The sequence below is a fragment of the Streptomyces sp. NPDC029292 genome (assembly GCF_055569295.1).
This window is the reverse complement of sequence record NZ_JBVHXR010000001.1, coordinates 533,051-547,485: the sequence shown is the minus strand read 5'-3', so window position 1 is coordinate 547,485 and position 14,435 is coordinate 533,051. Positions and strand designations below refer to the sequence as shown.

The window sequence follows — 14,435 nt, the reverse complement described above, 5'->3', positions numbered from 1 at the left end:
CGTAATTCGGTACGGCGGTTCGGTGGGCGTGTGATTAAGATCCGGTGGCGCACCCGGGCGTTGAGCCCCGTTCGGGGGCCGGGAAACAGGGTCCTGTAGAGCAGAGGCAGACTCGCCGCCTTGCCAAGGCGGATACGCCGGTTCGAATCCGGCCGGGGCCACAGCGGTGCACACGCGGGGCGGGGACATGGGTGAGGGTGGCGGGATCACGGAGGGCGAACTGGCGGCCTTCCACCGTACGGTCGGAAAGCTGCGGGCGCTGCCCGTGGACGACCCGGTGCGGCTGCGGGCCGAGCAGGTCGCCGCGTCCTTCGCGCGTGACGGGCGGCTGCGCAGGCGCAAGGCGCGCGGCTCCGAAGTATCCGCCGCCGACGCGGCCGCGATGGCCGCGACCGCGACCGGCGCGCTCGACCGGCGGGAGGACGCGCCGCTGGCCCACCCCGGAGCGAGGGGCGTCTTCGCGAAGCCCCGCAGCTGCTATGTCTGCAAGACGCCCTATCGACAGGTCGACTCCTTCTATCACCGGCTGTGCCCGGACTGCGCCGCCGACAACACCGCCCGGCGCGCGCTCAGTACCGACCTGAGCGGCCGCCGCGCGCTGCTCACCGGTGGCAGGGTCAAGATCGGCTTCCAGCTGGCGCTGATGATGTTGCGCGACGGCGCCGAACTCCTGGTCACCAGCCGGTTTCCGCACGACACCGTGCGCCGCTTCCGCGCCGAACCGGGGAGCGGGAAGTGGCTCGACCGGCTGACCGTCCTGGTCGTGGATCTGCGCGACCCGCGCCAAGTCCTGGGACTGTGCCGACAGCTGACGCAGGAGGGCGAGCCGCTCGACATCCTGGTGAACAATGCCGCGCAGACGGTGCGGCGCCCTGTGGAGTCCTACGCGTTGCTGGCCGCGGGGGAGTACGGCGAGCTTCCCGAAGGTGCCCGGCAGGCACCGGGGTTCACGCCGATGCGGGCACTGGAGGGCGGCCCCCCGGCGCTGCCCGCGCTGCTGCGCGAGGCCGACGAGGCCGGGCTGCTCCCCGACCCTTCTCCGGACAACTCCTGGTCGGCCCGCCTCGGCGCACTCGACCCCGCCGAGGTCCTGGAGACGCAGTTGGTCAACGCGCTCGCCCCGGCGCTGCTCTGCGACCGGCTGCTGCCGCTGCTGCTCGCCTCGCCCCATCCCCGCCGCTATGTCGTCAACGTGACGGCCGTCGAGGGCCGTTTCGCCGTCCGCAACAAGACGGCGGGCCATCCGCACACCAACATGGCCAAGGCCGCCCTCAACATGCTCACCCGCACCAGCGCCGCCGAACTGGCCGAGCAGGGCGTGCACATGTGCGCCGTCGACACCGGCTGGATCACCGACGAGAACCCCGCTCCGAAGAAGGAGCGCATGGCGGGTGCCGGATTCCGTACGCCGCTGGACATCGTCGACGGGGCGGCCCGGGTGTACGACCCGATCGTGCGGGGTGAGGCCGGCGCGCCCGTCTCCGGGGTGTTCCTCAAGGACTACCAGGAGGCGGAGTGGTGAGCGAGTCCGGCTTCGCGGCGGGCACGGCGCCGCCCGAGGACGGCTGACCGCCCGGCAGGCCGTACTCAGCGCCGCATCCCCACGAATATCTCCGTCCAGAACCGCTGCTGGTCCTCCGATGCCCCCACCAGATACGTCGCCCGCAGCTTCGGCGGCAGCAGGGGTACCAGGCGGGCCACCACCGCCCGGTGCTTCTTGAGCTGGGACAGCTCGGCGTTGGCGAGGATCTGGTGGACCACGTCGCTGTCGTCGGCGCCCTCGTCGGAGTGCTCCGCGGCGCGCCGCAGCCGGGCCTCCCAGGCGTCCGCCTCGCGGGCGAGCTCGCGCAGGCCGGTCACCGGGCGATCACTCAGCCGGTCGACGAGTGCGGTGAGCGGCACCGGGGCGTACTCGCCGTCGCCGAGGTAGACCGTCGCCATCTCCAGCGGAAGCCCGCGCCGGTGCAGCTTGATGAGCCGCTCCAGGGTCCGCTTGGTGATCCAGGCGCGGCCGTCGTCGTCGATGTCGTGCTTCCACCACTCGAGGACGGTCTCGGCGTCCGCCCCGTACTGCGCGAGCAGCCACTCATTGGCCGGGATGTCCTCGGGCTCCACCGTCAGCGAGGCCGTGAAGCGGGTCGCCTGCGCGATGTTGTTCCGCGAGACCAGGAGCTTGCGGCCCAGGTGGTACGGCGGATTCTGTACGGCTATCTGCGCCCGCAGGTTCTCGATGCGCCGACCCGCCAGTGACCACTCCTGGGTGATCTCCATCAGCTTGGCGAACGCGGCCTTGTCCTTGGGCCGGTTGTACTCGTCCCAGACGATCACCTTCGGCTCGGGACCGGTGAAGTTCGCCGCGAGCAGGTTGTCCAGTGTGCCGTCGGCGGACGGGATCGGCGCGCACAGGTCCTCGACATTGGTCACCGGCAGCGAGAAGTACAGCGGCTCCCGGCCGAGACCCTCGCGCACCGTCTCCCGTACGAGCTCCGTCTTGCCGCAGCCGGGCGGGCCCTGGAGCAGCACCGTCCAGCGATTGCGCAGGGCGGCCCGTACGACCTGGCGCACCGGATCGGGAAGCGTCGACGGATTGGACACGCCCACGTACTCGGCGATCCGGTTCAGGATCTCGGCCGTGCGGTCCTGTCCGGGCTTGCCGTCCGGGCGGGGCTCGACGAGCCGCAGCCGCTCGCCGCCCACCAGCGGCAGGCCCCAGCGCAGCGGGAACCCCTCCCGGGCGTTGGCCAGGACGTGGTCCAGCGTGCGCGGCGACAGCAGCTCGCGCAGGGTGGGGGAGAGGGACGCCCACAGGGAGAAGACCGGACTCAGGTCCCATGCACGGTACTTGGCCGCCAGGTGCCGACGCCACGAGGTGTCGTTCGCCGTGATCCGCATCGTGACCATGCGGTCCAGGAGGGCGAGGTCGCTGCGCCGCGCCGAGGTCTCGGAGAGCGACTCGTTGTCGGTGAGGAAGACGCCGATGCAGCCCAGGGGGCGCAGATCGTGTTCGCCCAGCGTCCAGTTGCAGGCGATCTGCATCAGCTGCGACTGGATCGTCTCGCCCGCCTGGAGCGAGTCGTCGATGAGCAGCACGAACGGCGTTCCCGGCTTGAGCTGGCTCATCACGAGCTGGCGCAGCACGAGTTCGCCGGTGTGCGGGTCCCGTACCGGCGCGTTGACGAGCAGGTCGTCCGGGGTGAGATTCGCGGCGGGCACATAGACCAGCGCGGCGTCGGGGTGGGCGCGCGCCATGTGCGAGAAGAACGTCGCCGTCTTGCCGATGCCGTGCTCGCCGAAGATCTGGCCCGTCTGCCCCATGTCGATCATCGCGTCGATGAACGACTCGAGGCGGGAGGGCTCGGGGAGGGGCCGGTCGGTGCGGCTGGGGTCGGTCGCGGTGGTCATCTGTCCTGGTCCTGGGGTGGCGTGGGCGGTTGTCCGGCGCGATCGTGCGGTGACGTGAGACGCATCAGTGGTGGTCCCGCGGTGACGTGAGGGGCGTCGGTGGTGGTCCCGCGGTGCTGCGGGCGGTCATCTATCGCGATCCCGTGGTCACGCGATGGCAGTCCATCGCCGGTATGTGCGTTTCGGGCCACTCGTGGCCGCCCTCCGTGATCAGCCAGATCCACTTGTCGGGCTCGGCGGGCGTGATGGGTGGGGCGTATCCGTCGGTGAGCATCACCACCGCGTCCGGAGTCACCTCGCAGCGGCGGCCGTTCACCTCGGTGCGCCCCTCCACATAGTCCGCGACCGCCTGGAAGCTCGTGCCGCCTCCGCCGTAGACCCGGCCGCCCTGTTCGAAGGGCATCACCTCGGCGTCGAAGGACAGCCAGTGCGCCTCGACCCCGTCGATCCGACCGACGAGTTCGGTGAGCCAGTCGATCACCCGGCTGGGCATGGAGCCCGAGGTGTCGTAGGCGATGACGAGCGCCTTGTCCCGCACCGGGCCGCGCCGCGCGAGCATCGGGTCCTGGCCGAGCGCGGCGAGCAGCGCACCCCGCTTCTTCGGGTACACCAGGCGCTCACCGTCGCGCAGCTTCGAACCGAGCACATCCACCAGCCAGCGCTGCCACCAGCCGACCGTCCGGGTCCGCGCGGTCTCGCCGCGCAGCACGCCGGCGCCCAGCCGCCCCCAGACCTTCGCGGCCCGCGCCGAGGCGTCTTCGGTACGGCCCATCAGGTCCAGCAGTTCCTGCTCGGCCCCGGCATGCCCGCGACGGGCCGCGAGCAGCGCGTTGAGCAGCGCGGAGGAGGCCACCTCGTCGACGGTCTCCTGGTCGGCGGGCACGTCGGACGTCAGATGCACGCACAACGGCCGTGCGGGGACCGGCGGTCGGCGCATTCTCTTCAGCTCGCCGTACACCGTCATGTCGGTGTCGGTGAACTCGTCGTACGCGACCGGCTCCAGCCCCTGCGCGAGCAGGTCCTGCCGGTACATCTCGTGCACCTTGCGCGGATCGACGCCGGTGGGACGGCCGTCCAGCAGGGGCAGTTCCTTCCTGCCGAGGCGCACCAGCGCGACATGGTTGATGGACACCTCGGTGGCCACCTCGAAGACCGGGTCGGCGCGCAGCTCGGGGTCGGCGAACAGATGCCGCTGCACCAGGTGCCGGGCCTCGTGGAACAGGACGAACTTCACGCCGTCCAGGCCGAGTCGTACGAAAAAGTCCGGGTTGTAGAGCAGCAGGCAGGAGCCGTCACCGGAGGCCACCACGGCGGCCGTGTCCACCGCTGTCGTCGCCATCTGGTGGTGGCACTTCGCGTACAGCCAGGAGGCCACCGCCGACTCCGTCAGTCCGAAGTCCAGCAGCGCTGCCTCCTTGAGCCGCCGCGCCCGCTCGATCACCTCGGGGTCGGCCGGGCGGAACCGCTCCAGCGCCCTGCGGTCCGCCGACGCGACCACGGGCCGCCGCCCCCGCTCTCCGTACCCCATGTCCCGCCCCCCGTGTCGCGTCTCCCCCATTGCCTCTTTGGTACCAGGCCCCACTGACATCGGCCCAAGGCATTACGCTCGGCCACAGGGCGGGGCCGTAGCGCAGAGGCAGGCGCACCGGTCTCCAAAACCAGAACACGCTGGTTCGAATCCAGCCGCCCCGCCCGCCTTTCCCCTGCGCCTTTTCCCTGCCGCTTTGGGGGAGAAGTCTCTCAGGCGATCGCTCCCGCGGTGATCACCAGCTCCGGAACCGTACCGTGGTACGTCCCGAGCAGCTGGGCGAGCACTGCCCAGGCCTCCTCGCGGCCGCCCAAGTGCTCCCGTACAAGCGGCCGGAGCGCGTCCTCGGCCTCCCGGACACGGGCCGGGAACATGGTCCGGCCCAGGGACAGCACCTGGAGCACCCGGCTCGCGGGGCTCCATCCCGTCGCGTACGGTGCGGGCCCGTCGATGACGCCCGCCTGCCGCACCCGGTGCGTGAACTTCGTGTGCGAGCCGAACTGGGCGCGCAGCGCGGGCGGGCAGTCGGGGCGCACGGCCAGTGCCCACCGCATATAGCCAGGCAGCGGACGTTCCTCGTCCGCTCGGGCGACGGACTGCCAGCCGGGGCGTCCCAGGACCATGGACGAGGCCTTCTTGGCCAGCTCCATGGACGTGGCGGCCCGCAGCGCGCCGATGAGTCCGTACCGGGAGAAGTGCTCGGGCACCGGCGGCTCCTGGTCTGGGCCCAGCGGCGTCGCCACCCGTACGGCACCGGTGCGGCCGGGGCCGTAGGGGACACCGCGCACGATGGCGCGGCGCATCGCGTCGTCCGTCGACTTGTGCCGCCACACGACGGCGTTCAGTTCCGGATCGTCCTCCTGCAGAACCCACAGCAGCACGGAGGACGGCACGGCGGTCTGCGTCCACCAGGAGAACAGCTTGCGCCGCGTGTCCAACGACTCCTCGGCCGGGAGCGGTTGCAGCCCGATCCGTCGACGCGCCCGCTCGGCGTCGTCGGTCTCGATCAGGCCCAGCAGGAAGCCGACCGCCCCTGCTGACATGCTGTTGTCATGCATGGCGGCATGATGCCGCAGGGAACCGGCGGCCCGCACCGGCAAATCGCCGCGTCGGCCCGCACCGAGAAATCGGTACGCGGAACGGCTGTCAGCAGGCACAATCCCCGCATGGCCCGCACCCCCCAGCAGTACGCCGAGAGTCTGCTGAACGCGCTCGATCCGCTTCCGTTCCCGCAGCGTATGCGCGAACTCGCCCTGCGAGTGGGAGAGATGACGCCCCTGCGGCCGGTGCTGGAAGTGCTTGAAGCCCGTGGTCCCTACGAACGGGGGATCGCCGTCGTCGCGGCTGCCGTCGGGCGCGACGCCGAGTGGATCGCGGACCGCATCGCCGACCCGGACAGCTTCGTACGAGGGCACGCGCTGCGCGTCGCCGACAGCCTCCAAGTACCCGATTCCGTCTATGAGTCGGCGCTCGACGACGCGCCGGAGGCGATCCGCAGAGAGTTGCTGCGCGCGATCGTCGCGGGACGGCGCACCGCGCTCGCCGACCGGCTGGTGGACGGGCTGCGGCGCGACTGGGGCGACGCGGAGGCGGCGCGTCTGCTGCCCGGCTGCGCGCCGGAGACGGTCGCCGGGCTGCTTCCCGGGCTTTTCCACGCCGTCACCGGCTGGAAGACGCTCGCCAAGCGGCATCCCGGCATCCTTCTCGACGTGGCGGAAGGGGAGTTGGCCGCGCTGCCCGAGGCCCTGCGCGGCACCTGGTGGGGCCGGTACGCGCCGGGCGTGACCGCCACCGTCGGAGCGGAACCGCTGCGCGTGCTCGACCTGCTCGAACGCTTCGGGCCCACGAGCCTTCCGCACCAACTCCACGACCGATTCGGCGAGTTCGCCGCGGCCGACGCCGGTCGGTTCCTGAGGCTGCTGCTCACCCAGGCCGGATTCGCCGCGCGTCGCAGCCGGGCCCTCAGCCCTGGCGTGCTGCGCAGGCTGGCCCGCTCCGGGGCGCCCGAACTCACCGAGTACGGACGGACCTTGTCCGAGTGGGGTGATCTCGCGCCGCTGGTGAAGGCGCTGCCGCCCGCGCGGCGGCACTCCTTCTACCGGGCTGTTCAGGAAGGCCGGGGAGCGGGCCATGTGACCATCGATGCGGTCATCCTCGACGTACTGCCCCGCAGTTGTGTCGCCGAGGAGGCCCGACGGATGGCCGCCGCGGCGCGCGAACGCGGCGCCTTGTGGAACTCCCTGCTGCTCGCCGAATCCTTCCTGCCCGTCGCCGAGGTGCGCGCACGGATCGTCGAGGCCACCCGGCGCCCGGCCGCCGAAGACCGCGCCGAGGCCTGGCCGTTGCTCATCCGCAACGCCGCCCGATCCGGCGATCCCGCGGCCGTCACCTCCGTACTGGAGGAGATGGAACGGCTGCGCAATGAACAGGACCCGGTGCGCTCGGCCGCGCTCGGCGCCCTGTCCGGGGTCCGGCCCGCGCTGTTCACCGAGGACGCCGAGCCGCACCTCGACCGGATCGCGGTGGACGCCGTCGAGGCCCGCGACTCCTCGCCCGCCACCCGGCAGAACCTCAGCCGACTCGCCCTCTCCGTCCTGCGTGAGCACGCGGCGGGCGGGCGACGGGAGTTGGTGAACTGGGCACTGCGCACCCTGGTCCGGATATCCGGCAACACCGGCGGCGCCGACCTCGGCCGGCTCGACGCGAGGCTGCGCCGCGGCCAGGAGCACCAGGTGTACGAGGCCCTGCGCCCCTGGATCGAGGCGGGCGCCGAGAAGGCCGACTACAGCCTCGCCTTCGCGCTCGCCCGCGCCGTGGGGCGCCGTGCTTCGGGCATGCCCGAGCTGCAGGAACTGCTGTGGCAGGCCATCCGGTACGGCAGTGACGTGACCGTGCGCGCCGCGGTGGAGCTGTGGCTGGAGCCGCCCGCGACACGGGACGAGCGGGTGGCGCGGATCCTCGCGCTCGAACCGTCCGCGGGTGCGCTGTGGCCCGTCCGCCAGGTCGTCACCCGGCGCCGCACCGATCTGCTCGACCCGCTGCTGTCCGAGGCCCCGCCGTACGGCCGTTTTCTGACCAAGGGCACGCCCTGGGCCGTACCCGTGGACCGTGACGTACGACGCTGGGTACCGCGCCAACAGCTCGCCGTGACACGGCAGTTGGCGAGGCAGGCCGAGGACGCCGGGTTGCCGCTGTACCGGCGGGCCGCGGCCGTGGCCCGCGGCGCGCTCGTCCCGGGCACAGGTGCCGGTCTGGTGCTCCGCTGGGCGGGATCCCCGGACGTGGTGCTCGCCGAGGCGGCCCTCGCCGCGCTCGCCCGCACCGACCGGCCCGCCGACGCGCTGCCCGAGCTGCTGGCGCACGCGGGCGGCGACCGGGCACGGGTCGCCGTGTACGCGGCCACGCAGGCGTCCCGCTACGCGGCGCCGTCACGCCTTGCCGAGCAGCTGCGCGCGGTGCTGCTCGCGCCGCGTGCCAAGGTGACCAGCCGCAAGGAGGCCGCCCGGCTCGGCGCCGTGCGGCTCCCGGTCCCGCGAGCGGCGGCGCTGCTGACGGAGGCGTACGCGGCGCCGGGCGCCCACGTCGACGTGCGCGCCGCCTGCGTGGCCTTCGCGGGCGGCCTGCTCGCCGAGGAAGCGGTCTGGGGCCTGCTGCGCGACGCCGCCGGCGCCGAGCCGGTACTCCGCACCGCGGTCCTGCGCGCATCCCCGCTGGACCTGCCCGAGCCCCACCGCGAGCGATACGCCCGCCTGGTCCGCGACGTGTGCTCCACCGACGACCCGGAGACCGCCACCCTCGCCTTCGACGCGCTGGCCCGCTGGGCGCCCTGGTCCCCGGACGCCCCGACGGTCCTCGCCGACGCCACCACCGACCTGTCGGAACGCACGAGCTGGCGAGCGGCGGCCAACGGCCTGGTGACCGCGGCGGCGGGATCGCCACGAGGCGCCGCTGGGCTTCAACGGGCGCTGCGGACGCTGGCGGAAGCGGAGGCGGGGGCCCGGTGCGGGGATCCTGCCGCCGAGTTCGGCGGTGAGGCACGGCACGAGGCCGGTGCAAGGGGCGTGGACACCGGGTCCGGGCCCGTCGAGGCGGGTGCCTTCCCGGAGCGGACCGAGACCGTCGCCGCAGCGGAAACGGTCGGCCGCGCCGACGCCGACCGCGACGCCGACGCCGACGCCGACGCCGACGCCGAGGAGCGTCGCGACCGTCCGGCCCGGCAGCGTGTCGGATACCTCGTCGCCCGCCTCGCCCAGCAGGCCAGGACGGCGCCGGGACCCATCCGCCCCGCGGCCCTCGCCGCCGGCGAGTTGCTCGCCGGGTACGACGCCTTCGTACCGCAGGCCGCCGAGATCACGGCGTTCCACCTGGACCTGGACGCGGAGCCGGGGCGGCTGGATCGCCTGGCGACTCTCACCGAAGGCCGCCCGGCGCTCGCCGCCCGGACGGCCGCGGAGCTCGGGGCCCGGCTGGAACGGCAGGCGCACGAGGGCGATCCGCAGGTCCTGCTCGAAGCGGTCCGGCGGCTGACCGCGCACGGCGGGCACGGCGAGGGGCTGCTCGCCGTGGCCGTCACCGAGGCGATCGGTGCCCGTACGGGCTGGGCCGCGCCCTGGCGGGAGCGGCTGAGAGCACTGCGCCGCCACCCGGTGGCCGACGTGCGGGACGCGGCGTTGGACCAGGTGACGGCGTACGAGTGAGACGAGCGCCTGTCTCTGTCTGCGGGGCGCCTGTCTGAGAGGCGCGTGTCGGAGGGGCGCCCGTCTGAGGGCGCCCTTCTGAGGAACTACGCGCTTGCGCGCGCCGCCATCCGCGCCTTGCGCGCGGCGAGCTTCTCGTCGAACTTCGAGGCCTCCGCGTCCAGGCCGCCCATGAAGAAGCCCAGCTCCTCCTGGGCCTGGAGGCCCTCGGGGCCGAGGCCGTCCATCTCCAGGACCTTGAGGTGGCGCAGCACCGGCTGGAGCACGTCGTCGTGGTGGATGCGCATGTTGTAGACCTCGCCGATGGCCATCTGCGCGGCGGCGCGCTCGAAGCCGGGCATGCCGTGACCGGGCATCCGGAAGTTGACGACGACATCGCGCACGGCCTGCATGGTCAGGTCGGGGGCGAGCTCGAACGCGGCCTTCAGGAGGTTGCGGTAGAAGACCATGTGCAGGTTCTCGTCCGTCGCGATGCGCGCCAGCATGCGGTCGCAGACCGGGTCGCCCGACTGGTGACCGGTGTTGCGGTGCGAGATGCGGGTGGCGAGCTCCTGGAAGGCGACGTACGCGACCGAGTGCAGCATCGAGTGGCGGTTGTCCGACTCGAAGCCCTCGCTCATGTGCTGCATACGGAACGCCTCGAGCTGGTCGGGGTCCACGGCGCGCGAGGCGAGCAGGTAGTCGCGCATCACGATGCCGTGTCGGCCCTCTTCCGCCGTCCAGCGGTGCACCCAGGTGCCCCAGGCGCCGTCACGGCCGAAGAGCGAGGCGATCTCGTGGTGGTAGCTGGGCAGGTTGTCCTCGGTGAGAAGATTGACGACCAGAGCGATCCGGCCGATCTCGGTAACCTTGGACTGCTCCTTGCCCCAGGCCTCGCCGTCCTCGAAGAGGCCGGGGAAGTTACGGGCGTCGCTCCACGGCACGTACTCGTGCGGCATCCAGTCCTTGGCCACCTTCAAGTGACGGTTGAGTTCCGTCTCGACCACTTCTTCCAGCGCGTACAGCAGCCGAGCGTCGGTCCAGGCGGCGGACGGGCTGCCGAGGTGCGGAGAAGTGATCGTCACAGGTGCTCCAGGGGGGACGTGAATGCCGAGCGGGGGAGAAACCTACGGCATCGTAGGCTACGTATCCGTAGGTTACGAAACCGTAGGTTAAGTGTGCTGTAAAGACCCCCTGATCAGCGGGGGTCTCCCAGGGGATCCGCGCACCCGTGCCGCGCTCGGCCGGGGTCGCCCCGGACCCCCAGGTCCCAGCGCCGAACGAGCGTCTCGGCCACTCGTTCAGACGTACAGCTCCCGAAGCCGGACTGAGAGGCATGTCACACAGCCTTCGAGTTTCTCGAATTCGCTGATGTCGACGATGACCGGCTCGTGGCCGAGGTCCGCGAGCAGCTCCGCCGTCTTCGGGGCGCTCGCCGCCATCAGCAGTTTTCCACCGCCCAGGAGCACCACGTGCGCGCCGGACTCCTCCGGCACCGGCAGGAAACGCGGGAACAACGACGGCGTGTCCACCTGGGGAATGTGTCCGAGCACAGTCCCGTCCGGCAGCGCGGTGACCGCCGACTTCAGGTGCAGCACCTTGCTCACGGGTACGGCGACGACGCGCGCCCCGAGCGGTTCGAAGGCCGCCCGCAGCTGCTGGACCCCGGCCGCGTTGGTGCGCCCGCCGCGGCCCACGTACACCGTGTCGCCGACCTTCAGGACGTCGCCGCCGTCCAGGGTGCCGGGATCCCAGATCCAGTTCACCGAGCAGCCCAGGCGTGCCACGGCCTCCTCGACCCCGGCGATCTCGCCGCGCCGGGACTCGGCGCCCGGGCGGGAGATCAACGCGACATTGCGGAAGACGACCACCGTGTCCTCGACGAACACCGAGTCCGGACAGTCGTCGGCCGGGTCCACCTCGACGGTCTCCCAGCCGTGCGTGCGCAGCGCCTCCGCGTACGCCTCCCACTGCTCGACCGCCAGGTCGACGTCCACCTTCACGCGCTCGACGTGCGTCACCAGCCCCTCGGCTAGACGGGGGCTGGGTCGTCGGATGAGGGCCTTCTGGCTGGGCACGTGCGGGTCTCCGAATCGGCAGGGTGTGTCGGCGGACATCATGCAGCGCGGGTCCACACGCACGAAAGCCCCCGTCGGGGAGCCGGGCGGCGCCCGTGGCTGTGCCGGGTGGCCCGAGGGGCGTTGCCGGGTGGCCTGAGGGTGCGACGCCGGGTGGCCCCGGCGGGGTCTTTGGCGTGGTGTCGGGCGGGTTTGTGTGTCGTGGCCCGGCGGCCTTCGGTCAGACGTTGGGTGGCTTCTGGGCGCGATGGCAGGTGGCCTGGGGTCTCGTGCCGGCGAGAGGGGGTCTCGCGTCGGGCGGGCCCGGGTCTCGCTCCCGGCGGCCTGCGGGCGCGATGCCGGGTGGCCCCGGCCGCAGGTGCTGAGCGGGCTCCCAGGTCCTGCGCGGGGCGGGCCCGGGCCTCACGCGGGGCAGCCTCCGGGCGCGGCGCCAGGCCGTCCTGGCCCCCAGCGCCGGGCGAGCCTCCGTGTCCCGCGCCAGACGCACCCGGTCTGGCGCCGAGAGCGGCTCCGTATCTCGCGTGAGGCGCACCGGGGCCTGGCGCTGAGGGGCTCCGTGTTTTGTGTCAGGCGCACCCGGGCCTGGCGCTGAGCGGCCCCATGCCCTGCGGCAGGCGGCCCCACGCCCTGTGTCAGGCGCGCCCGGGCCCGGCGCCGAGCGGCCCCACGCCCCGCGCCAGGCGGCCCCGGCCCGGCGAGGTGTCGGCCCCGAGGCCCGAGGCCCGACGCCCCCGGCACCTCCGCCCGACAGTGACAGTCCCGAGGTCCTTCGACAGCCCCTCGCCGAGCCCCGCCACCGCCGCCGCTAGGCCGGATACCGGACAGCCTCTGGCGTGACTGCCTTCAGCTCGCCTCCCTCCAGCTGCAGCCAGCGTGTGATGCCGATCGACTCCAGGAACGGCACGTCGTGGCTGGCGACGATCAGGGCGCCCTCGTAGGACTCCAGCGCCGTGGTGAGCTGCCGGACGCTCGCCATGTCGAGGTTGTTCGTCGGCTCGTCGAGCATCAGGAGCTGCGGCGCGGGCTCTGCCAGCATCAGTGCCGCGAGCGCGGCCCGGAAGCGTTCGCCGCCGGAGAGGGTCGCCGCGCGCTGATCGGCGCGCGCCCCCTTGAACAGGAAGCGGGCCAGGCGCGCCCGGATCCGGTTGTTGGTGGCGGCCGGCGCGAACCGGGCCACGTTCTCGGCGACCGTGAGCTCGTCGTCGAGGACATCGAGCCGCTGCGGCAGGAAGCGCAGCGGCACATGGACCCGCGCGTCGCCGGACACGGCGTCCAGCTCTCCGGCGATCGTCCGCAGCAGCGTGGTCTTGCCCGATCCGTTGCGCCCGATCAGCGCGACCCGTTCGGGTCCGCGCAGGTCGAACACGCCGCGCACACGCGCGCCGTACTTCAACTCCAGGCTGTCGAGGGTGAGTACGTCGCGGCCCGGCGGCACGGCCGTGTACGGCAGGTCGACGCGGATCTCGTCGTCGTCCCGTACGGCCTCCACCGCGTCGTCGAGCCGCTCCTTGGCCTCGGCGAGCTTCTCCTCGTGCATGATGCGGTGCTTGCCCGCGGACTCCTGCGCCGCCCGTTTGCGGGCACCCATGACGATCTTCGGCTCGCGCTTCTGCTCGAACATCTTCTGGCCGTACCGCTTGCGGCGGGCCAACTTCACCTGGGCGTCGACCAGTTCGCGCTTCTGCTTCTTCAGGTCGGCCTCGGCGACGCGCACCATGCGCTCCGCCGCCTCCTGTTCACCGGCGAGGGTCTCCTCGTACGCGGAGAAGTTCCCGCCGTACCAGGTGACCTCGCCGGAATGCAGATCCGCGATCTGGTCGACCAGGTCGAGGAGTTCGCGGTCGTGGCTGACCACGACCATGACCCCGGACCAGGCCTCGACGGCCGCGTACAGCCGTCGCCGCGCGTACAGGTCGAGGTTGTTGGTCGGTTCGTCCAGCAGGAGTACGTCGGGTCGGCGCAGCAGGAGCGCGGCGAGCCGCAGCAGCACCGACTCGCCGCCCGACACCTCACCGATGGTGCGGTCCAACTCGATGTGGCCGAGTCCGAGTTCGGCGAGCGTCGCGAGCGCCCGCTCCTCGACGTCCCAGTCGTCGCCGACCACGTCGAAGTGCTCCTCGGCCGCGTCGCCCGCCTCGATGGCGTGCAGCGCGGCGCGGGTGGCGGCGATGCCGAGCGCCTCGTCGACCCGCAGACCGGTGTCGAGCGTGACGTTCTGCGGCAGGTAACCGACCTCGCCCGCGACGCGGACCGTGCCGTCAGCAGGGGTGAGTTCCCCGGCGATCAGTTTCAACAGGGTTGATTTCCCTGATCCGTTGACGCCGACGAGCCCGGTCCTGCCGGGGCCGAAGGCGACCTGGAGGTCGTCGAAGACGACGGTGCCGTCCGGCCAGGCGAAGGAGAGGGAGGTACAGGTGATGGAGGTGGGGAAGGTAGTCATAAAGGCCTCGCGGTTGCTGGGTGCGGTCAGGGGCACGCGTTCGGGACACCGCGAGGTGACGACAATCCAGGGTCCGAGGCGGATCCAGGTCCGGGAGGAGCGGAAAAGCCCCGCACCGGAGGACGGCTCGTACGCCGAGGTCGCACGCTGCGCACACAAAGGCCAGGAAGAACTGGCTGTGTGTGACGCGGTGTCTCAGACCTCAGACGAGCAACGTCCTTCTCCAATCGACGGCAACAGGACCGCTATACACCGTAGGGACGGCCCTGAACGCTGTCAAAGGATTAACGTGGCCCCCGACGACGCGAAGG

The 14,435-nt window shown here is 72.1% G+C and carries 8 protein-coding genes and 2 tRNA genes; 4 read left to right on the top strand and 6 right to left on the bottom strand.

Going from position 1 to position 14,435, the window contains the following annotated elements; genetic code table 11:
- Positions 1–89: 89 nt before the first annotated feature.
- Together ACZ4WS_RS02515 and ACZ4WS_RS02510 are read left to right on the top strand one after the other, a co-directional pair.
- Positions 90–161: transfer RNA gene (locus ACZ4WS_RS02515), tRNA-Gly, on the top strand.
- Positions 162–187: 26 nt separating this feature from the next.
- A complete protein-coding gene (locus tag ACZ4WS_RS02510; RefSeq protein WP_467976410.1) occupies positions 188–1,522 on the top strand; it encodes an SDR family oxidoreductase in 1,335 nt (444 codons plus the stop codon).
- Between the two features lie 65 nt (positions 1,523–1,587).
- Here the strand turns inward: ACZ4WS_RS02510 and ACZ4WS_RS02505 are convergent, their stop codons facing one another.
- Both ACZ4WS_RS02505 and ACZ4WS_RS02500 read right to left on the bottom strand, forming a co-directional pair.
- Positions 1,588–3,402 (bottom strand): AAA family ATPase, encoded by a 1,815-nt coding sequence (locus tag ACZ4WS_RS02505; RefSeq protein ID WP_467976409.1) that lies wholly within the window; start codon positions 3,400–3,402, stop codon positions 1,588–1,590.
- Positions 3,403–3,532: 130 nt separating this feature from the next.
- Positions 3,533–4,930 (bottom strand): DUF2201 family putative metallopeptidase, encoded by a 1,398-nt coding sequence (locus tag ACZ4WS_RS02500; protein ID WP_467977144.1) that lies wholly within the window; start codon positions 4,928–4,930, stop codon positions 3,533–3,535.
- A gap of 89 nt (positions 4,931–5,019) precedes the next feature.
- On the opposite strand from ACZ4WS_RS02500, the gene ACZ4WS_RS02495 reads away from it, so the two are divergent.
- A tRNA-Trp gene (locus ACZ4WS_RS02495) sits at positions 5,020–5,095 on the top strand.
- A 47-nt stretch (positions 5,096–5,142) separates the two neighbouring features.
- Here the strand turns inward: ACZ4WS_RS02495 and ACZ4WS_RS02490 are convergent.
- Positions 5,143–5,988 (bottom strand): hypothetical protein, encoded by an 846-nt coding sequence (locus ACZ4WS_RS02490; RefSeq protein WP_467976407.1) that lies wholly within the window; start codon positions 5,986–5,988, stop codon positions 5,143–5,145.
- Between the two features lie 108 nt (positions 5,989–6,096).
- Here ACZ4WS_RS02490 and ACZ4WS_RS02485 point away from each other — a divergent pair, with 108 nt between their 5' ends.
- The gene (locus ACZ4WS_RS02485) at positions 6,097–9,627 is read left to right on the top strand and encodes a hypothetical protein (RefSeq protein ID WP_467976406.1); all 3,531 of its coding nucleotides are present in this window, start codon (positions 6,097–6,099) and stop codon (positions 9,625–9,627) included.
- 86 nt (positions 9,628–9,713) lie between these two features.
- Here the strand turns inward: ACZ4WS_RS02485 and ACZ4WS_RS02480 are convergent, their stop codons facing one another.
- The 3 genes from ACZ4WS_RS02480 to ACZ4WS_RS02470 form a co-directional block, all read right to left on the bottom strand.
- On the bottom strand, positions 9,714–10,691 hold the full coding sequence (locus tag ACZ4WS_RS02480; RefSeq protein ID WP_467976405.1) for an acyl-ACP desaturase: 978 nt from the start codon (positions 10,689–10,691) through the stop codon (positions 9,714–9,716).
- 216 nt (positions 10,692–10,907) lie between these two features.
- The gene (ddaH, locus tag ACZ4WS_RS02475) at positions 10,908–11,684 is read right to left on the bottom strand and encodes a dimethylargininase (protein WP_467976403.1); all 777 of its coding nucleotides are present in this window, start codon (positions 11,682–11,684) and stop codon (positions 10,908–10,910) included.
- 805 nt (positions 11,685–12,489) lie between these two features.
- Entirely contained in the window at positions 12,490–14,124 is a 1,635-nt protein-coding gene (locus tag ACZ4WS_RS02470; protein WP_467976402.1) for an ABC-F family ATP-binding cassette domain-containing protein, read from the bottom strand.
- Positions 14,125–14,435 lie beyond the last annotated feature (311 nt).